Consider the following 20137-nt stretch of genomic DNA (forward strand, 5'->3'; position numbering starts at 1 on the left):
GTGTCACATGTCTCCTCTTCGTGGCCGCGTCGACGCGGCCCCGCCCAATGCCGGACCCTGCCAATCAGCGGGCCGCGTGACAATAACTTTGTGTCCCTTTGACGGACCGGAACCCTACGTCAGCCCGTGGTCACGATGACGCAGCGCATAGGCCACCAGCGCGGCGGTCGACCCATCCTTGCCGGTGGCGGGCTGCGTGCCCTCGACAATAGGGCCCAGAGAGGTCGCCAGTTCCTTGCCCAGCTCGACACCCCATTGATCGAACGAGTTGATGCCAAGGATCACGCCTTCGACAAACACCCGGTGTTCGTAAAGCGCCACGATCCGTCCCAGCATGTCGGGCGTCAGTTGCGGATAGATCAGCGTGGTCGAAGGGCGGTTGCCCTCGAACACCCGATGACGGGCCTGGCGGTCCAGCTCGGCATCGTCATGACCCCGGCCCGCGACGATGGCGCGCGCCTCGGACAGGGACCGGCCCCGCATCAGCGCTTCGGACTGGGCCAGGCAATTGGCCAGCAGGAGGCGGTGGTGGTGGTCCAGCTCCGGCTCGTGTCCGCGGGCGGCCACCATGAATTCGCAGGGAACGATCTGCTTGCCCTGATGGATCAGCTGATAGAACGCATGCTGGCCATTGGTGCCCGGCTCACCCCAGACGATGGGACCGGCGGCCTGATCCAGCGCGGTGCCGTCCATCGCAACCGATTTGCCGTTCGATTCCATTTCGAGTTGCTGGAAATAGGCCGGCAGACGTGCAAGCCGCTGGTCATAGGGCAGCACCGCGCGGCTGGGATAGCCGCAGACCTGATGATGCCAGATACCGGTCAGGGCCAGCATCACGGGCATGTTCTCGGCCCAGGGCGCGCTGCGGAAATGATCGTCCATCGCCTGCCCGCCGCGCAGGAAGGCGTCGAAATCGTCGGGGCCGATGGCAATCATCAGGCTCAGCCCGATCGGACCCCACATGGAATATCGCCCGCCGACCCAATCGGCGAAGCCAAACACATGTGCGTCCGGGATGCCGAAATCGGCGGTCTTGTCCGTCGCGCTGGAGAGCGCCGCGAATTGCCGCGCCGGGTCGCCGCCGCCGCGCTGCATCCAGTCGCGGGCGGTGCGGGCATTGGTCATTGTCTCGATGGTGGTAAAGGTCTTGGAGGCGACGATCACCAGAGTACGCGTCGGATCCAGCCCCCGCAGGGTATCCGCGATATGGGCCCCATCCACGTTCGACACGAAATGGCAGCGTGGCCCGTCGTGATAGGGCGCAAGCGCCAGCGTGGCCATGGCCGGACCCAGATCGGAGCCACCGATGCCGATATTGACCACATCGGTAAAAGCACCGCCTGCCCCGCTCAGCGTGCCGGTCCGCACCGCATCGGCAAACACCCGCATCCGTGCAAGGGTCGCGCGCACCTCGGGCATCACGTCGCGGCCCTCGACCAGAACCGGCCCGCCATCCAGATTACGCAGCGCCGTGTGCAGCACGGGGCGGCCCTCGGTCTCGTTGATCGCGTCGCCCGAAAACATCGCCTCGCGGCGCGCGGCCAACCCGGCCTGTTCGCAGAGCGCGATCAGCGCGGCCCGGATATCCGCGTCGATCAGGGTCTTGGAGTAATCCAGCCGCATCTCACCCAGATCGGCACAGAACCGTTCGGCCCTCCCAGGGTCGGCGGCGAAAAGGTCGAGGATGCGGCGGCCCGACCGGTCAGTGTGAAGCGCGTGCAAATCTTGAAACATGGAAGAAACCTATTCCGCCCAATGGACCGTGATACCGTCCAGAACCGCCGCCACCGGCGCCTCTTCGGGGGGCAAGGACATCGCCCGTTCCAGCGCCTTGCGTTTGGCGGCACCATAGATGATCAGGTGCTTTGACAGCGCCCCGTTCAGCACCGGGGCGGTCAGCGTGATCCGGGCCTCGGGCTGGGTTTCGGGTCGGGCGACGGCCAGCACCGGCGCGTCCCCGTCCAGCGCCGCCTCAAGCCCCGGCATGCCGGGGAAAAGCGAGGCGGTGTGCATGTCCTCGCCCATGCCCAGCACCAGCACCGACAGGGGCAGCGCCGGGGTCAGTAGCGTCTCGACCTCGGCCAGACAATCCTCGGGTTCGGCGCCGGGCAGGTATAGCGGCAAATAGCTGGCGCTGGCGGCGCGGTTGACCAGCAACTGCTCTGTGATCAGCCGGGCATTGGCGCGCGGATGGTCCTGCGGCACGCAGCGTTCGTCGGTCGGCAGCACCATGACCCGGTGCCAGTCCAGATCGGCGGCGCAGAGCACGTCGAAGACCGGGCCGGGCGTGGTGCCGCCCGCCACTGCCAGCGTGGCGCGGTCATGGGTCAGCAGTGTCGCCTCCAACTCTCCGGCCAGGTGGTTGGCGAGGTCGATGGCGAGCATTTCGCGGTCGGGATAGTCTTGGATATTCATGGGTTTATCCCCTGCCAACGGCGACCGTCGCGTCTCATAAGCAGCTCGGCGTCGCCGGGGCCGGTGCTGCCGCAATCATAGGGTTTGGGCACATCGCCACGGGCCTGCCAGCCCGCGATGATCGGGTCGGTCCAGGCCCAGGCGGCCTCGACCTCGTCGCCGCGCATGAACAGGGTCTGGTTGCCCCGGATCACATCCATGATCAGCCGTTCATAGGCATCGGGCGGGTTCTGGTTCTCGGGGCCAAGCGCCTTGGCGAAACTCATGTCCAGGGGCACATCGACCAGCCGCATGCCGCCCGGCCCCGGTTCCTTGATCGTCACCTTGAGCGTGATGCCCTCATTGGGTTGCAGCCGGATCGACAACACGTTGGCATGCCGCCCGGCCTCTTCGCCGAAAATCGAATGCGGCGCGTCCTTGAACATCACGTTGATGACAGAGGACCGCGCCACCAGCCGCTTGCCCGTGCGCAGGTAGAACGGCGTCCCCGCCCATCGCCAGTTGCTGATATGGGCGCGCAGCGCGATATAGCTTTCGGTGATCGAGCGGGCATCGCCCACCTCGTCGCGATAGCCCTGTCCGGCACCGCCCACCGGCACCGCGTATTGCCCGCGCACGATATGATGCGGCTTGACCGGGTCGAGTGCCCGGATCACCTTGAGCTTTTCATCGCGCACCGCGTCGGGATCGAACTTGGCCGGAGGCTCCATCGCGATCAGGCACAAGAGCTGCATCAGATGATTCTGCATCATGTCGCGCATCGCGCCGGCCCGGTCATAGTAATCGGCCCGGCCGCCGACCCCCACGGTTTCGGCCACGGTGATCTGGATATGGTCGACATACTGGCTGTTCCAGAGCGGTTCGAACAGCATGTTGCCAAAGCGGACCGCCATCAGGTTCTGTACCGTCTCCTTGCCCAGGTAATGGTCGATCCTATAGATCTGGCGTTCATGAAAATGCGCGGCCAACGTGGCGTTCAACGCCTGCGCGCTGGCCAGATCGTGGCCGAAGGGTTTCTCGACCACGATGCGGGTGTCCTGGCTGACCAGCCCGTGCTGATGCAGCCGTTCGGCCAGCGCGCCGAATAGACCCGGCCCGACCGAGAAGTAAAAGGCGCGAACGCCGTGCCCCAACGCCGCGGCCAGTCCGTCCCAGCCCTCGGGCCGGGTGGCATCCAGCGCCATGTAATCGAGCCGCGATAGGAAACGGTTGAGCGCATCGGGAGACTGCACCGCCTCGGGCCACAGCTCGCGCAGGCCTTGAGCGATCAGGGCACGATACGCCTCGGCACCCATGTCCTGACGTGCGACACCGATGATGCGGTTGCCATCGGGCATCTGGCCCGCGACCGAGCGACGGAACAACGCGGGCAGGATCTTGCGACGGGCCAGATCGCCGGTACCGCCAAAGACGACCAGATCGAAGGGTTCCACCGGAATGACGCGCGATACCATGGCTGCTCCTTATCGCCTTGCCGGGGTTCTGTCCACTGTTAGCGCAAACAACTCCAAGCTCTCCCGGCATCACAAGCCCGTCAAACCATCTGATCCCGCTTCCTTTTCCCGTGTGATTACTGCTAGATCAAGCCCATAAGCAGGCACAGGCAGGATAGATGAAGGATCACGCGCAACAGACCGCCAATATCGGCAAGTTTCAGGACAGTTTCGTGACAGCAGACGGGCAGCAACGGGCCAGCGTGGCCCTGACCCGTCCTGAGACGCTGTGGTTCAACACCGGCACCCTGTGCAATATCGAATGTGCCAATTGCTATATCCTGTCGAGCCCGAAAAACGACGCGTTGGTCTATATCACCGAGGATGAAGTCAGCGGATATCTGGATCAGATCGCGGCGCGCGGCTGGCCGGTGCGCGAGATCGGCTTCACTGGTGGCGAACCTTTCATGAATCCTCAGATCATCGGCATGGCGCGGGCGGCGCTGGTGCGTGGATTTGAGGTGCTGATTCTGACCAATGCCATGCGCCCGATGATGCGCAAGGCGATGCGGCAGGGGCTGGCGGCGCTGGTGCGCGAATTCGGTGACAGGCTGACCCTGCGCATTTCGGTCGATCATCACAGCGCCGCCTGTCATGACGCCGAACGCGGTACCGGCAGTTTTGCCCGGACACTTGCTGGGATGGCCTGGCTACGCGATTGCGGCGCGCGAATGACCGTGGCCGGACGCACAGTCTGGGGTGAAAGCGAGGCCGAGGCGCGCGCGGGTTATGCCGCGCTTTATACCGAACACGGATTTGCGATCGACGCGACAGATCCCGGCCAGACCGTGCTGTTCCCCGAGATGGACGAACGGGTCGAAGTGCCTGAGATCACCACTGCCTGCTGGGAAATCCTGGGCAAATCGCCCGAAACGGTCATGTGCGCCAGTTCGCGCATGGTGGTGAAACGCAAGGGCGCGGCGCATCCTGTGGTGCTGGCCTGCACCCTTTTGCCCTATGCGCCCGAATTCGAACTGGGCCAGACGCTGGCCGAGGCGGAACGCCCGGTTCAGCTGAACCACCCCCATTGCGCCAAGTTCTGCGTGCTGGGCGGGGCCAGCTGCTCGGCCTGAAGCCGCCGAGGTGGAACGGCTCAGTGCAGCCGGAACTCGCCCACGACATTGCGCCATTCACCCGGCGAGATCATCTTGCGGTGGGTAAACCGCACCGAATGCAGCGGGCCGTCGATCTCGCGCTGCCAGAATTCGATGAAGCCGAACAGCCTGGGATGGTCCGGCGCAAGGTCATAATCCTGCCAGACAAAGGTATTCAGCACATGGATATGGTCCGGCATGTGATAGAAGAATTCCGCCGTGGTCAGCCCATACCCTTTCAGCATCAGCTCGGTTTCTGTTGCAGCCATTTGAACCTCCAGTTGCCCCCGGTTCAATCAGGATGCCTGATTCTAATAAAAAATCCATAAAAACAGCATGTTGGCACTGTGGCGTCGTGGCTGCCAGCCTAATTTCGCTCTATGCATTGCACCTTATGTACGGGGTCTGTTAAGATGCGCCCACAATATATAGAACCTGCACAAGAAACGGGCAGTTTACGTGAGCGATACGCCAGAAACCCCTGAAAACGAAGACGAAACCCCCATTGCGCGCAGCGCCTATGTGGGGCCGACCGTTTCCATCGAATCCGAGATGCGCACCTCGTATCTCGACTATGCGATGTCGGTCATCGTCAGTCGTGCCATCCCCGACCTGCGCGACGGGCTGAAACCGGTGCATCGGCGCATCCTCTACGCCATGCACGAGACCGGCAACAGCCACGACAAACCCTATCGCAAATCGGCGCGTCCGGTGGGTGATGTCATGGGTAAATATCACCCCCATGGCGACAGCGCGATCTATGACGCGCTGGTGCGGATGGCGCAGGATTTCTCGATGTCGCTACCGCTTCTGGACGGTCAGGGCAACTTTGGCTCGATGGACGGCGATAACCCCGCCGCCATGCGTTATACCGAAGTGCGGATGGACAAGCCCGCCGCCTTTCTGCTGAGCGATATCGACAAGGAAACCGTCGATTTCCAGGACAACTATGACGGCAAGGACCGTGAACCCACGGTGCTGCCGGCGCGCTTCCCCAACATGCTGGTCAACGGCGCCGGCGGCATCGCCGTGGGCATGGCCACCAACATCCCGCCCCACAACCTGGGCGAGGTGGTGGATGCCACCCTGGCGCTGATCGACGACCCGGACCTGACCAGCGAGCAGCTGATCGACTATGTGCCCGGCCCCGATTTCCCCACCGGCGGTGTGATGCTGGGCCGCTCGGGTGCGCGCAAGGCCTATCTGGAGGGGCGCGGCAGCGTCATCATCCGCGCCAAGACCCGCGTCGAAGAGCTGCGCAAGGACCGTTATGCCATCATCGTGGACGAGATCCCCTATCAGGTGAACAAGGCCGCGATGATCGAAAAGATCGCCGAGGCGGTGCGCGAAAAGCGTATCGAAGGCGTCGCCCATGTGCAGGACGAAAGCGACCGCAACGGCGTGCGCGTGGTGGTGGAACTCAAGCGCGACGCCACGCCCGAGGTGGTTCTGAACCAGCTCTATCGCTTTTCACCGATGCAGACCTCGTTTGGCTGCAACATGCTGGCGCTGAATGGCGGCCGGCCCGAACAGCTGACCCTGCGCCGCTTTCTCACCTGTTTCATCGACTTCCGCGAGGAAGTGGTCGCCCGCCGTACCGCCTATGAGCTGCGCAAGGCGCGCGAACGCAGCCATATCCTGTGCGGCCTGGCGGTTGCGGTGTCGAATGTCGACGAGGTGGTCGCCACCATCCGTTCGTCTGCCGATGCCGCGGACGCGCGCGAGAAACTGATGACGCGGCGCTGGCCCGCCGCCGAGATCGCCGGATACCTGCGATTGATCGACGATCCGCTGTCCAAGATGAACGAGGACGGCACCTATAACCTGACCGAGGTGCAGGCCCGCGCCATCCTTGACCTGCGCTTGCAGCGCCTGACCCAACTGGGGGTCAAGGAAGTCACCGACGAGCTTGAGGTTCTTGCCGGCAAGATCAAGGAATACCTTGAGATTCTGGGATCGCGCGAGCGGATCATGGGGATCATCGCCGACGAGCTGCGCGAAGTGCGCGAGCAATTCGCGGTGCCCCGCCGCACCGAGATCGTCGACTGGGCCGGCGATATGGACGACGAGGACCTGATCGAGCGCGAGGACATGGTGGTGACCGTGACCTCGGGCGGCTATATCAAGCGTACCCCGCTGGCCGATTTCCGTGCTCAGAAACGCGGTGGCAAGGGTCTGAGCGGCATGCAGACCAAGGAAGAGGACGTGGTCACCACCCTCTTCGTGGCCAACACGCATACGCAGCTCTTGTTTTTTACCACGGATGGCATGGTCTACAAGCTCAAGACCTGGCGCCTGCCGCAATCGGGGCGCACCGGCAAGGGCAAGGCCATCGTCAACATCCTGCCGATCCCGACCGGGGTTTCAATCGCCGCGATCATGCCGGTCGATGTGCCGGACGAGGAATGGGAAAACCTGCAAATCGTGTTTGCAACCACTGGCGGAGACGTGCGTCGGAACCGACTGTCGGATTTCACCAATGTGCGTCGCAATGGCAAGATCGCGATGAAACTGCCCGAAGACGGGTCCATTCGCCTGGTCAATGCGCGCATCTGTTCCGAAGACGATGACGTGTTGCTGGTGACCAACTCGGGTCGGGCGATCCGCTTCCGTTCCACCGATGTGCGCGTTTTCAACTCGCGTGAATCCACCGGTGTGCGCGGGATCAGGCTGGTGAATGAAGGCGATGAGGTCGTTTCCATGTCCGTCATCCGCCACTTCAGCGCCGAACCGTGGGAGCGCAATGCCTTCATCAAACGGTTCCGGGGCGAACTGGGCAACGATGTGACCGAGGACGACGCCAGCGATGACGCCGAGGGCGAAGTCGCCGAAGGCACCCTGTCCGAGGAACGCTATCAAGAGATGCTGGCCGCCAACGATCTGCTGGTGACCATCAACCGCGCGGGCATCGGCAATCTGACCTCGGCCCATGATTACCGCGTCAGCGGGCGCGGTGGCCAGGGGGTCGGCGCGATGCGGGGCGGCGCCATTGTCGCCACCTTCCCGGTCGAGCTTGAGGACCAGATCATGTTGGCCACCTCCAAGGGCCAGTCGATCCGCTGTCCGGTCAAAGGCATCTCTTTCCGCTCGCGCGGTGCCGGTGGTGTCCGGGTCTTCAACACCGGCAAGGGTGAAGAGGTCGTCAGCGTCGCCTGGATCGCCGAGCGCGACGACGAAGAAGAGGACGGCGCGGAATAACCACGCCGGGCGAGATGGAAAAGGGCGCGGGAAACCGCGCCTTTTCTTTTGCGTTTTAACCTGTTGGCAAGTGCTGTCACGGCAGACTGGAGCGAACGGTCACACAGGACGTTCCGGCCATGAACCTCTACCATTGCGCAATCGACCTGAAACACGAGGCCAAGGCACTGGCCTTTGCCGCAGCACTTGACCATTGGATGCAGTATCTCAAGGCACGCGGTGTGGTGCACGACTGGCGGCTGTTGCGGCGCAAGCTGAACCTGGCCGCCGACAGCTGCCGCGATTTCCTGCTCGAGATCGAGTTTGATGACATGGCCCAACTCGACCGTGCCTTTCGGGTGCTTGGCGAGCATGATGAAGAGGTCGAGCGCCTCTATGGCGCGGTCAGCGCGTTGATCGCCCGGTCCGACTTTGGCCTCTACCGCCCCTTCCCGGACCCCGAGCGAGCCGAGCGCATGGCGCTGCTTTGAGCGCAGACCGGAAATCGTAGATTTCCGGCTCGGAAAACATTCGTTTTCCGGGCCGTTTTCCGCGACGGAAAACGGCGCCGTCCAAACACGGACTCAAAGCCCGTAAAGCGCGCTGAATTTGGCCTCGAGATAGTCGAGCAGAGGCTCGGGCCCCGGCTCCATACCGCTGGCCCGCGCGATCACCTCGCGCGGTGCATAAAGCCCGCCATGACGCTGCACCCGATCTGCCAGCCAGCCGGTCGCAGCCGTCGTCTCGCCCTGTGCCAGGTCCGTCTCCAGCCCCGGAACCGCCTGACGCAGCGCCTGATAGAGACAGCCGGCATAGACATTGCCCAACGCATAGGTCGGAAAATAGCCGAACAGGCCAACCGACCAGTGCACATCCTGCAAACACCCGTTCGAGGGCTTGTCCACCTGATAGCCGAAATCGGCGGCAAAGCGGTCGTTCCAGGCGGCCTCCAGATCGTCGACCGTCAGATCTCCCGCCATCAGCGCCCGCTCAAGATCGAAGCGCAACATGATATGCAGGTTATACTGCACCTCGTCCGCCTCGGTGCGGATATAGCCGCGATGCACCGTGTTGACGGCGGCATAGAACGCGTCCTGATCCGCAATCCCGAAATCGCCAAACGCCTCGCGCATCTGGCCAAACAGCCAACCGGTATAGGCGCGGCTGCGGCCCAGCTGGTTCTCGTAAATCCGGCTCTGGCTTTCATGCACGCCCATCGACACGCCGCGTCCCAGCGGGGTCAGCAGATAGGCGCGGTCGATATTCTGTTCATAGGCCGCGTGGCCCACCTCGTGAATGGTCGAGTAGAAACAGTTGAACGGATCGGCCGGATTGGTCCGCGTGGTGATCCGCACATCGAGACCGGAACCGGAGCTGAACGGATGCACCGCCTTGTCGACCCGGCCATGCGCCATGTCATAGCCAAAGCTGCGCGCCAATTGCCGGCTGAGCTTCATCTGGGCGTTTTCGTCGAACTGCCCTTCCAGCCGTTGTGGCATCGGACGGTCCAGCACCGCAGAACGCAGCGCCACCAGGCGCGGGCGCATGGTGTCAAAGGTCTCGGCGATCTGGGCCGCACTGGTGGCGGGCTCGTATTCCTCCAGCAGCGCGTCATAGAGATCGCCGCCCTGGGCCAGCGCCTGCCCCTCTTCGCGGCGCAGCGCAACGACCTCCTTCAGCACGGGCAGAAACGCCGCCACGTCCTCGGTCGCCCGCGCCTCGGCCCAGATGCCTTGCGCCCGTGCCGTGGTGCGGGCCAGCGCACGGGCCAGATCGGCGGGCACGCGCGCGGTCCGATCGAAGCTGCGCCGGATCTCGCGCAGCTGCGCGGCACCGGCCTCGTCCGGCGCCGCGGCCGCCGCCAGCCAGTCGCCCACCTGCGGGTCGGTGCGACGGGCATGCAGCACACCGGCGATGGCGGCGCTTTCCTCGGCCCGTTGCGGCGCCGCGCCGCGCGGCATCATGGTTTCCTGATCCCAGCCCAGCCGCCCTGCGATCTGGTCCAGCGCCGCCGTCTCGCGGGCATGCGCCATCAACTGTTCGAATGCGCTCATGATGTCTTATCCCCGGATGGAGGTTACAATCGGATAGGCGCAGAGGAACCGCGCCCGCAGGATCAGCACGAACACCCCGACCGCCAGCAACTGGTGCAGGATGGCGATCTGCCAGGGCGCGGCATATAGGACGGTGACGATGCCCAGCACCACCTGTAGGCTCAACGCCGCAAAGCCTGCGTTGAAGGCAAATCGGGTCTGCGCATGCGCGCTGCGGCGCCCGCGCAGCCAGGCCATCACCCCATAGGCCAGCAGCAGATAGCCGACGATACGGTGGATGAACTGCACCAGTCCGGGGTTTTCAAAGAAGTTGCGCCAGACCGGGCTCAGTTCCAGCGGGTCGGGCGGGATCACCTGCCCCGCCATCAGCGGCCAGTCGACATAGTTTCGCCCGGCATCGAGGCCCGCCACCAGCGCGCCGATCAGGATTTGCAGGAATGCAAGATGTAGCCAGCCCGTCGCCAGACCGAACAGCCGCGCCTCCTTGGCGCGGCGGGCCTGCATCAGGTCGCGCTCGCTGCGCCCCAGTTGCAGGATGTACCAGGTCAATAGGCCCAGAATGACAAAGGCCAGGCCCAGATGCGTGGCCAGCCGGTAGGACGCGACCGAGGTCATGCCCTCGCCCTGGGTCACGCCCGAGGCGACCATCCACCAGCCGACCGCGCCCTGCACCCCGCCCAGCAGGCCGGGCAGGATCAGCCGTCCGGTCCAGCCAGCGGGAATCTTCCGCGCGATCAGAAAGCCGAAGAACCCCAGCGCCCAGACCAGCCCGATCACCCGGCCCAGCTGGCGGTGGCCCCATTCCCACCAATAGATCGACTTGAAATCCGCAAGCTCCATCCACTGGTTCTGCAAGCGCCACTGGTCGATCTGCTTGTACTTGTCGAATTCCGCCTGCCAGTCGGCCTCGCTGAGCGGCGGGACCGCCCCCGTGACCGGGCGCCATTCGGTGATCGAGAGACCGCTGTCGGTCAGCCGGGTCAGCCCGCCCACCACGATCATCGCCACCACCAGCGCAAAGAGCACCGCCAGCCAGGCCCGGATCGCGCCGCGCGCGCCGCCCCGTCCCCGGTCGATCATGCCGGGCTGTGCCGCCGCCGCCCGCGTTCCGTCCGAGACCTCTTCAAAGATGCTGCGCTTGCCGCTCATGCCATCCTCATTCCTGTCGCTTTGACTGCAAGCTAGGCCTCGGGCGCGCCAAGGTCCAGCACCCGGCTCAGCCGCGTTCCTTCCAGCGGACCATCTGCCGCATGATCCCGTGCAGCATCTGCACATCCGCCCGGGTCAGCCGCATCCGGCTCCACAGGTTGCGCAGGTTCTGCTGCATGCCCTCGGCCTTTTCCGGCGGAAAGAAGAAGCCCGCCTCGTCCAGCCGCGCCTCGTAATGCTCGGCCAGTTTCTCGATCTCGAGCCCCGTGGCCCAGTCGCCCTTGGGACCGGGCGCGTCGGCCTCATGCACCACATCCCCGGTCTGACGCATCCACTCATAGGCCACAAGCAATACACATTGACCAAGGTTCAACGAGGCATAATCGGGGTTCACCGGCACGGTGATGATCGCATTGGCGCGCGAAATATCATCGTTTTCCAGCCCGGCCCGCTCCGGCCCGAACAGCACCGCCACCTTCTCGCCCGCCGCCAGTTTCTCGGCGGCCAGCTGCATGGCGCGTTCGGGGCTGTAGACCGGCTTGGTCATCTCGCGCGGGCGCGCGGTGGTGGCAAAGACATAGGTGCAATCCGCCAACGCACCCGGCAGATCGTCATGGAGCTGCGCCTCGTCCAAAAGCCGCCCCGCGCCCGAGGACATGGCGACCGCCCGGCTGTTGGGCCAGCCATCGCGCGGGGCCACGATGCGCATCCGGTCCAGGCCGAAATTCCACATCGCCCGCGCGGCGGCGCCGATATTCTCTCCCATCTGCGGCCGCACAAGCACGATTGCGGGCTGCGCCTTGTCGCTGGGCATGACTCACCTCCGAATGTTGTGCCCGCTCTAGCGCCCGGAGGCCTGATGGACAAGACCGCCCCTGCCCTTCATTCCGCACCAAATACTCCGGGGGACAGAACAAAATTCGACGAATTTTGTTCGCCCCGGGGGCGGAGCCCCCGGAAACCAGCCCTTGACCAGAAGCCCCTTCGCCATATTCCCATTCGCCGTCCGATCGGCTAAACGGCAGCAACTCCAGACCAGAGGTCCCGCCATGGAAACCCCCGAACAGCCGCAGCTTTACCTGATCACCCCGCCCAGCATCGACCTCGACCTCTTTCCCGACCAATTGGCGCGGGTGCTCGACGGGGCCGAGATCGCCTGCATCCGACTGGCCCTGGCCAGCCGGGACGAGGATCTGCTGTCGCGCGCAGCGGATGCCTGCCGCGAGGTTGCCCATGCGCGCGATATCGCGCTGGTGATTGCCGATCACGTGCTGCTGGCCCAGCGGCTGGGGCTGGATGGGGTGCATCTGTCCGATGCCGCCCGCTCGGTCCGCAGCGCCCGCAAGGAACTGGGGGCCGATGCCATCGTCGGCAGTTTCTGCGGCACCTCGCGGCATGACGGGATGAACGCGGGCGAGGCCGGGGCCGATTACGTGGCCTTTGGCCCGGTGGGCGCGCATGGGCTCGATGACGGCAGTGTGGTCGACCCCGAACTCTTTGAATGGTGGTCGGCGGTGATCGAGGTTCCGGTGGTCGCCGAGGGCGGGCTGACGCCCGAGATGGTGCGCAGTTTGGCCGCGCAGACCGATTTCTTTGGTATCGGCGACGAGATCTGGGGCGCTGAGGATCCGCTCGCCGCGCTCAAGACACTGACGGCGGCGATGGGCTGACATGCGGGTTCAGGCCAGCAGCGTCCGTTCCACCACCCAATAGGCGCCGATCATCGCGATCAGCATCGAGGCCGGGATCGCGATGCGGCCCCGGTACCAGCGCCGGTTGCGAAACCACAGGCCGACGCTCAGGAACGCGGCGGCGATCACCGCCAGCTGGCCCAGCTCGACCCCGATGTTGAAACCCAAGAGTGCCGGCAGGAACTGACCGGCGGGCAGGCCGAATTCCTCCAGCACGCCGGCAAAACCCAGCCCGTGCAGCAGACCGAAGCCGAAGACCAGCACCGGGCGCCAAGCATGCAGGCGGCGCACCAGGATGTTTTCCAGCGCGACAAATGTGATCGAGGCGGCGATCAGCGGCTCGACAATCGCCGGATCGACCCGGACCGTCCCCGTCGCCCCCAGCGCCAGCGTCAGCGTATGGGCCAGCGTAAAGGCGCTGATCTGCCACAGCAGCGGCCGTAGTCGCGGCGACAGGAAAAACAGGCCCAAGACGAACAGGATATGATCCAGCCCCTTGGGCAGGATATGGGTGAAGCCCACCGGAATGTAGGCCTGAAAGGTCTCGAGCGGTCCCAGCGCCGCACCGCCCGCCAGCGGGATGGGCGGGCTGCTTTCACCGCCCTGAAGGTAGCCGGTATAGGGATCGTCGACCCCTTGTTGGCGCAACACCAGCGCGCCCGCTCCACTGGGCCAGGTCAGTGTCAGGCTGGCCGCGCCAGCGGGCAAATATGCGGTGAGCAGCAGGTGCGAGACACGTGGCAGGTCGGGATTGCCGACGACCGGAATGCGCGCACCTTCATAGGACAGTTCCAACGGCACGCCACCGGCGTTGAGACTCAGCTGTTCCTTCCAGGCGACGGCGAAATCCCGCACCTTCGGCTCCAACTCGGCCGCGCCCATGGCACGCAGTTGGTCATAACTGTCCGACCCATCAGAATCGTCGGTATCGCCCAGCCCATCCAGGTCGATCCCGGCCAGAAAAGCTTCGACGTTCAGACGCAGATCAAGGATGACTGTCTCATTTTCGACCCGCAGATCGGCAACCGTGGGCGTGACCTCATGGGCGCTGGCCACCCCTGTCAGCGGGCTTGACAGCAGCGCCACAAGCGCCAGCTTGAACAGCACCGCCAAAAAGGCTCCGCCCATGTTCCGCATCCTTGTCCCGCTCCTCTGCCTCATGTTTTCTGCCTCGCCAGGGCTTGCTCATGAGTTTTGGATCGAACCCCATGAATATCAAGTGGAAACCGGTGCCGAACTGGTGGCCGATCTGCGCGTGGGAGAGCGGTTCGAGGGTGCCGCGCAAGTTTTCTTTCCCGACCGCGCACCGCGATCCGAGATCCGTGTCGCAGGCGAAACCAGAGCCTATGCTGGGCGAATGGGCGATGTTCCGGCGATCCGGCTGGTGGCCGACACGCCCGGACTGTGGGTGCTGGTGCATGAAACCAGCCCCAGCAGCGTGAAATACAAGGAATGGCAGAAATTCGTGGATTTCGCCGCCCACAAGGACATTCCCGATATCGAGGCCTGGCACGCCGCGCGCGGGCTTCCCCGGCAGGATTTCTTTGAGACCTATACCCGCCACGTCAAGGCACTGATCGGGGCCGGCGCGGCAGAGGGCGAAGACAGCGAAACCGGGATGGAGACCGAATTCGTCGCGCTCACAAACCCTTATACCGATGATCTGTCCGGCGGCATGCGGGTGCTGCTGCTGTATCAGGGTCAGCCGCGACCGGATGCGCAGGTCGAGATATTCGCGCGCGCGCCCGATGGCGCTGTCACCGTGCATCTCGCCCGCACCGATGCGACGGGGCACGCCACCCTGCCCGTCTTGCCGGGATATGATTATCTGCTCGATGCGGTGGTCCTGCGCCCCGCGCCCGAAGGCGCGCGCGCGGTCTGGCAATCGCTCTGGGCCGGGCTCAGCTTTGCGGTGCCCCTGCGCTGAAACTATCTCCAAGCTTGAACCACTCTGGTCGCTGTGCATGCTTGGCATCAGGAGATTGGACTGATCCGTTTTTGACAACACGAACCAGGAGCAAACACCTTGTCCGGCAAATTCATCATCTACCACATTCCAGTCTGCCCCTTTTCACAACGGATCGAGATACTTCTGGCGCTGCGCGGTCTGACCGATGCGGTCGAGTTCCGCGTTGTCGACATCACCCGGCCACGCGATCCGGAGTTGTTGGCCAAGACCCGTGGAACCACGGCCCTGCCCGTGCTGGAAACGCCGGACGGCAGGATCATCAAGGAAAGCCTCGTCATTCTGCGCTATCTCGACGAGGTTCTGCCCGGCGGCGCGTTGCGGCGCAGCGACCCGGCGGAACATGCGATCGAATCCATGCTGATCGCCAAAGAGGGCGCGTTTGTCACCGCGGGTTATCTCTACGTGATGAACCAGGACCGATCACAGCGCGCGGCGCATCTGGACAGGCTGCTGGGCCTCTATCGCGGCCTCGACGATTTCCTTGTCGAACACAATCCCACTGGTACATGGTTGTTCGACGCGTTCGGACTGGCCGAGGCCGTTTACACGCCGATCTTCAAACGGTTCTGGTTCCTGGATTATTACGAGGGTTTCGCGCTGCCCGACGATCCGGCCTATGACCGGGTTCGTGCCTGGCGCACGGCCTGCATGGCACACCCCGCCACCGGTCAGGTCAGCGAGGAAGAGATCGTAAAGCTTTACTACGATTACGCGCTTGGCGCCGGGAACGGCGCGCTGGTCGATGGGCGCATGGTGTCGAGTTTCGCCTTCGAACCGAACTGGCGGTCGCGGCCGTGGCCTCCGCGCGAAAAATACGACGGCACTGCCTCGGACGCGGCGCTTGGCCTCGTATCCGCCTGAGCGGGATACGCATGCCCGCTTGCACCCGCCCGCGCCCTGCGGCATGAGGGCAGGATGACCCAAACCTCGGATATCCTCTGTATCGGCTCGGTCCTGTGGGACGTGATCGGACGCTCGGCCAGCCATATGCGCCAAGGCTCGGACGTGCCGGGCCGGATCACCCGCCTGCCCGGCGGCGTCGCCATGAACATCGCCATGACCCTGGTGCGCTTCGGCATGCGCCCCACCCTGCTCACCGCCATCGGCCGCGATGACGAAGGCGACGAGTTGATCCGCGCCTGCGCCCAGATGGGCATGTGCACCGATCACGTCTATCGCTCGGACGACCTGCCGACCGACCGCTATATGGCGGTCGAGGGCGCCAACGGGCTGATCGCCGCCATCGCCGACGCTCATTCACTCGAGGCGGCGGGTGCCAAGATCCTGCGCCCGGTGCTGGACGGCCCGCTGGGCAGTGCCGCCGCACCTCATGCGGGGCCGGTGGCGCTGGATGGCAACCTGACTCTGGCGCTGCTCGAAGAGATCGCGCACAGCCCCGCCTTTGCCCGCGCCGACCTGCGGGTGGCCCCGGCCTCGCCCGGCAAGGCCGAGCGGCTCTTGCCCTTCGTGCGTCAGGGCCGCGCCACGCTTTATGTCAATCTCGAGGAAGCGGGCCTGCTCTGCCAGACCGAGTTTGGCGATTCCGCCAGCGCCGCCAAGGCCCTGTTGGAGCGCGGCGCCCAGCGGGTGCTGGTCACCGATGGCGGACGCTCGGCCAGCGAGGGAGATGCGGGCCGCCTGATCACCCAGACCCCGCCGGCCGTTCTGGTCACCCGTGTGACCGGCGCGGGCGACACATTCATGGCGGCCCATATCGCCGCCGAGGCGCAGGGCGCCGACCGCGACCAAGCCCTGTCGCGCGCGCTGCACGCCGCCGCAACCTACGTATCCGGAGAGACCCCCCTGTGATCGACCTGCACCTGTCCGCCGAGGTTCACGCCGCCCGAGTCGCGGGCACCCCCATCGTGGCGCTGGAAAGCACCATCATCACCCATGGCATGCCCTATCCGCAGAATGTCGAGACCGCCCGCGCAGTCGAACAGGACATCCGCGACGCCGGCGCCGTGCCCGCCACCATCGCGGTGATCAACGGGCGGCTGCATGTGGGGCTGGAACCCGATCAGCTTGATGCGCTGGGACAGGCGCAAGGGGTGGCGAAACTCTCGCGCGCCGACATGGCCGCCTGTATCGCCACCGGCGGCACCGGCGCCACAACCGTGGCCGCCACCATGATCGCCGCCCGCTTTGCCGGGATCGAGGTATTTGCCACCGGCGGCATAGGCGGGGTGCACAAGGGGGCCGAGCAAAGCTTTGACATCTCGGCAGACCTGCACGAATTGGCCCAGACCCCGGTCACCGTGGTCGCTGCCGGGGCCAAGGCCATTCTCGACCTGCCCAAGACCCTTGAGGTGCTGGAAACCCTGGGCGTGCCGGTCATCGCCTATGGGCAGGACAGCTTCCCCGCTTTCTGGTCGGCCACCTCTGACCTGCCCGCGCCGCTCAGGATGGATGACAGCGCCAGCATCGCCCGCGCCCATGCCGCCCGACGCGCGCTGGGCCTGCCGGGCGGCCAGCTGGTCGCCAACCCGATCCCGGCGAGCGACCAGATCGCAGCCGAGGATCTGGCCCCGGTCATTGCCCGCGCCCAGGCCCTGGCCGATGCGCAGGGCATTTCCGGCAAGGCGGTCACGCCCTTCCTGCTACAGGCGATTTTCGAGGCGACCGGGGGCCGCTCGCTGACGGCCAATATCGCGCTGGTGCGCAATAATGCGCGGCTGGCTGCGAAAATCGCCCGGGATCTGATCGCGCTGGGGGGCTGAGGGCGGTTTCCCAAGCCCCCCATTGCGGGCGCGCGGCGGAATGACTACGTTCGCCCACAAACGCGCGGACGGACCCGATGAACACACCCTTTGACGAAGAACCCCACCATGTGAAACCCCGCCGGTTCGCCGGGCTGCGCGCCTCGTTCCTGACCGGCATCGTGGTGATCGCGCCGGTCAGCCTGACCATCTGGCTGTTCTGGTCGGTGGTCGGCTGGGTCGACAGCTTCGTTCTGCCGCTGGTGCCGCATCAGTTCCGCCCGGAACAGTATATCGGCATCAACCTGCGCGGTGTCGGTGTCATCTTCCTGCTGGTCTTCACCATCCTTGTGGGCTGGATCGCCAAGGGCATCATCGGCCGCTCGCTGATCCAGTATGCCGAAGGGCTGGTCGACCGGATGCCGGTGGTGCGCTCGGTCTATTCCGGGATCAAGCAGATCTCGGAAACGGTGTTTGCCCAGACCGAACGCAGTTTCGAACAGGCCTGCCTGATCCAGTATCCGCGCCGGGGCATCTGGGCCATCGGCTTTGTCTCGACCACCGCCAAGGGCGAGATCGCCGACAAGGCCGAGACCGGTGGCCGGTTGATGAGCGTGTTTGTCCCCACCACGCCCAACCCGACCTCGGGCTTTCTGCTCTATTTCCCCGAAGAGGACGTGATCATCCTCGACATGACGGTCGAGGACGCGGCCAAGCTGGTGATCTCGGCGGGCCTTGTCTATCCCAACGACAAGCAGAAGAGCGACGAGTGAGCGTCATTCGCGCCGCCCGGTCCGAAGACGCCGCCCCGCTGGCCGCGCTCTCGATCGAGGTCTGGCTCGCCACCTATGTCAAACACGGTGTGCGGGCGGATTATGCCGACTATGTCCTGACCAGCTTTACCCCTGCCGCCATGGAGGCGCTGATCGCAGCCCCTGCCAGCACGGTGCTGGTGGCCGATTGCGCCGAGGGGATCGGCGGTTATCTGCATCTCAGGCATGACAGCCCGGCCCCGGCGGGCCAGGCCCGCGTCGAGATCGACAAGCTCTACGTTCAGCCGCGCCATCAGGCCGCCGGGCTGGGCCGCGCCCTGTTGCAGGCGGGGCTGGCTGGGTTGGCTCCCGGCACGCTTGCCTGGCTGATGGCCAGCTCCGAGAATGACCGTGCGTTGCGGTTCTACCGCGCGCGTGGTTTTGCCCATGTGGGCGACACCCATTTCCGGCTGAACGAGAACGCCTAACTGAACCATGTGTTCCAGATCGAGGCCGGGGCCTAGCCGAACATCGCCTCCATATCGACAGTGGAGCGCTGACCCAGATCGTCCTTGTGGGCCTTCAGAAAACCGTCCGCCGCCGCCCGGCCCGCCTGTTTCAGCCGATCCAGGATCTGGGGCACCGGAACCACCTTGGTTGCCACCGACAGGCTGTTCATCAGCGCGTCATCGGCGATCATATGAACCAGGACCCGGCTCATCCGTCCCCGCTCCAGCGTGCCATCCTCCAACAGCCGCTGCACGAAGCGGATCGCCCGCAACTCGCGCAACAGGGACGAGTTGAAGCTGATCTCGTTGATCCGGTTCTGGATCTGCTGCGGCGTGACCGGCAGCGCGTCACGCTCCAGCGGGTTGATGTTGACGATCACCACATCGTCGGGCAGGTCGCGGTTGAACAGCGGGAACAGCGCCGGATTGCCGGTATAGCCACCATCCCAATAGGCTTCGCGCCGCCCGGTCTCGGGGTCGTCGATCTCGATCGCCTGGAACAGGGTCGGCAGACAGGCCGAGGCGAGGATGGCGTCGGTGCTGATCTCCTCCTCGGCAAAGACCCGGATCTTGCCGGTACGCACCCTTGTGGCGCAGATATAGAGCTTTGGCCCCTCATGGGCGCAGACATTGGCGAAATCCAGCGCCTCGACCACGGGGCGCAGGGGATTGCCGTAGAATGGCCCATAGGCATAGGGCGAGACGAGGCGCGACCATGTTTCGGCCAGGGCAAAGGGGGCGGAATATTCCAGCATCCGGGCCAGCTGCGCCGGATCCCCGGCCCCCAGCCAGCCACTGATCCGGTCGTCATTGACCGCGCCCATGCGCCGCCAGACCCGGTCCAGCGCGGCGCGAGCGCCCGCGCGCCCTCCGGCCACCATGCCGGCCTTGAAGGCGGCCCCGTTCAGCGCCCCGGCCGACGTGCCGGTGATCGCCGCCACCTCGACATCCGCCTCGTCCAGCAAGCGGTCGAGCACGCCCCAGGTAAAGGCGCCATGTGCACCGCCGCCCTGCAAGGCCAGATTGATCCGACGCACCGCCATCCCCTCTTCATTTCGCTACAAATACTCCGGGGGGAGGCGACAAAATTCTGCGAATTTTGTGCCGGGGGGCAGAGCCCCCCCTCTGCCCTCGG

Annotated in this window: 19 protein-coding genes; 10 read left to right on the forward strand and 9 right to left on the reverse strand. The window is 64.9% G+C overall.

The window, feature by feature from the left end:
• Positions 1–114: 114 nt before the first annotated feature.
• From pgi to zwf, 3 genes are read right to left on the reverse strand one after another with little or no spacing between them, the layout of a single operon-like run.
• Complete coding sequence (gene pgi / locus MB818_RS02935; RefSeq protein WP_238903861.1) at positions 115–1734, reverse strand: glucose-6-phosphate isomerase; 1620 nt, start codon at positions 1732–1734, stop codon at positions 115–117.
• Between the two features lie 9 nt (positions 1735–1743).
• The gene (gene pgl / locus MB818_RS02940; RefSeq protein ID WP_234136837.1) at positions 1744–2415 is read right to left on the reverse strand and encodes a 6-phosphogluconolactonase; all 672 of its coding nucleotides are present in this window, start codon (positions 2413–2415) and stop codon (positions 1744–1746) included.
• Complete coding sequence (gene zwf / locus MB818_RS02945) at positions 2412–3869, reverse strand: glucose-6-phosphate dehydrogenase (RefSeq protein ID WP_238903863.1); 1458 nt, start codon at positions 3867–3869, stop codon at positions 2412–2414. Before zwf ends, pgl begins: the two co-directional genes overlap by 4 nt.
• 158 nt (positions 3870–4027) lie before the next feature.
• On the opposite strand from zwf, the gene MB818_RS02950 reads away from it, so the two are divergent.
• Positions 4028–4981: a radical SAM protein gene (locus tag MB818_RS02950; protein WP_234215618.1), complete on the forward strand. Its 954-nt coding sequence runs from the start codon at positions 4028–4030 to the stop codon at positions 4979–4981.
• A 20-nt stretch (positions 4982–5001) separates the two neighbouring features.
• Here the strand turns inward: MB818_RS02950 and MB818_RS02955 are convergent, their stop codons facing one another.
• Entirely contained in the window at positions 5002–5271 is a 270-nt protein-coding gene (locus MB818_RS02955; RefSeq protein ID WP_234136840.1) for an usg protein, read from the reverse strand.
• Between the two features lie 190 nt (positions 5272–5461).
• Here MB818_RS02955 and gyrA point away from each other — a divergent pair, with 190 nt between their 5' ends.
• Both gyrA and MB818_RS02965 read left to right on the forward strand, forming a co-directional pair.
• Positions 5462–8200 carry a DNA gyrase subunit A gene (gene gyrA / locus MB818_RS02960; RefSeq protein WP_238903865.1) on the forward strand — a complete coding sequence of 913 codons (2739 nt, stop codon included), beginning with the start codon at positions 5462–5464 and terminating at the stop codon, positions 8198–8200.
• A gap of 119 nt (positions 8201–8319) precedes the next feature.
• Positions 8320–8670 carry a DUF6614 family protein gene (locus MB818_RS02965; RefSeq protein ID WP_234136842.1) on the forward strand — a complete coding sequence of 117 codons (351 nt, stop codon included), beginning with the start codon at positions 8320–8322 and terminating at the stop codon, positions 8668–8670.
• A 93-nt stretch (positions 8671–8763) separates the two neighbouring features.
• Here MB818_RS02965 and MB818_RS02970 read toward each other — a convergent pair whose 3' ends face one another.
• From MB818_RS02970 to MB818_RS02980, 3 genes are all read right to left on the reverse strand, one after another.
• The gene (locus MB818_RS02970; RefSeq protein WP_234215616.1) at positions 8764–10233 is read right to left on the reverse strand and encodes a carboxypeptidase M32; all 1470 of its coding nucleotides are present in this window, start codon (positions 10231–10233) and stop codon (positions 8764–8766) included.
• A 6-nt stretch (positions 10234–10239) separates the two neighbouring features.
• Positions 10240–11382 carry a heme A synthase gene (gene ctaA, locus MB818_RS02975; RefSeq protein WP_238903868.1) on the reverse strand — a complete coding sequence of 381 codons (1143 nt, stop codon included), beginning with the start codon at positions 11380–11382 and terminating at the stop codon, positions 10240–10242.
• 67 nt (positions 11383–11449) lie between these two features.
• The gene (locus MB818_RS02980; protein WP_234145589.1) at positions 11450–12196 is read right to left on the reverse strand and encodes an RNA methyltransferase; all 747 of its coding nucleotides are present in this window, start codon (positions 12194–12196) and stop codon (positions 11450–11452) included.
• 235 nt (positions 12197–12431) lie between these two features.
• Here MB818_RS02980 and MB818_RS02985 point away from each other — a divergent pair, with 235 nt between their 5' ends.
• On the forward strand, positions 12432–13052 hold the full coding sequence (locus MB818_RS02985; RefSeq protein WP_234136846.1) for a thiamine phosphate synthase: 621 nt from the start codon (positions 12432–12434) through the stop codon (positions 13050–13052).
• A 9-nt stretch (positions 13053–13061) separates the two neighbouring features.
• Here MB818_RS02985 and MB818_RS02990 read toward each other — a convergent pair whose 3' ends face one another.
• Complete coding sequence (locus MB818_RS02990; protein ID WP_234175633.1) at positions 13062–14201, reverse strand: HupE/UreJ family protein; 1140 nt, start codon at positions 14199–14201, stop codon at positions 13062–13064.
• Here MB818_RS02990 and MB818_RS02995 point away from each other — a divergent pair.
• The 6 genes from MB818_RS02995 (at position 14200) to MB818_RS03020 (ending at position 18981) form a co-directional block, all read left to right on the forward strand.
• The gene (locus tag MB818_RS02995; protein ID WP_238903870.1) at positions 14200–15000 is read left to right on the forward strand and encodes a DUF4198 domain-containing protein; all 801 of its coding nucleotides are present in this window, start codon (positions 14200–14202) and stop codon (positions 14998–15000) included. The two genes, MB818_RS02990 and MB818_RS02995, sit on opposite strands and share 2 nt — an antisense overlap.
• A gap of 99 nt (positions 15001–15099) precedes the next feature.
• Positions 15100–15903, forward strand: a complete 804-nt coding sequence (locus tag MB818_RS03000; protein WP_238903872.1) for a glutathione S-transferase family protein — start codon at positions 15100–15102, stop codon at positions 15901–15903.
• Positions 15904–15957: 54 nt separating this feature from the next.
• Positions 15958–16851, forward strand: coding sequence for a PfkB family carbohydrate kinase (locus MB818_RS03005; protein ID WP_238903873.1), 894 nt, complete (start codon positions 15958–15960; stop codon positions 16849–16851).
• Positions 16848–17762, forward strand: coding sequence for a pseudouridine-5'-phosphate glycosidase (locus MB818_RS03010; protein ID WP_238903875.1), 915 nt, complete (start codon positions 16848–16850; stop codon positions 17760–17762). The genes MB818_RS03005 and MB818_RS03010 overlap by 4 nt, the downstream gene beginning before the upstream one ends.
• A 77-nt stretch (positions 17763–17839) precedes the next feature.
• On the forward strand, positions 17840–18514 hold the full coding sequence (locus tag MB818_RS03015) for a DUF502 domain-containing protein (protein WP_234175626.1): 675 nt from the start codon (positions 17840–17842) through the stop codon (positions 18512–18514).
• Entirely contained in the window at positions 18511–18981 is a 471-nt protein-coding gene (locus MB818_RS03020) for a GNAT family N-acetyltransferase (RefSeq protein WP_238903877.1), read from the forward strand. Before MB818_RS03015 ends, MB818_RS03020 begins: the two co-directional genes overlap by 4 nt.
• 32 nt (positions 18982–19013) lie before the next feature.
• Here MB818_RS03020 and MB818_RS03025 read toward each other — a convergent pair whose 3' ends face one another.
• Complete coding sequence (locus MB818_RS03025; protein WP_238903879.1) at positions 19014–20045, reverse strand: patatin-like phospholipase family protein; 1032 nt, start codon at positions 20043–20045, stop codon at positions 19014–19016.
• Positions 20046–20137 lie beyond the last annotated feature (92 nt).

Source organism: Ruegeria alba (assembly GCF_022321465.1).
Classification (GTDB): Bacteria; Pseudomonadota; Alphaproteobacteria; order Rhodobacterales; family Rhodobacteraceae; genus Ruegeria_B; species Ruegeria_B alba.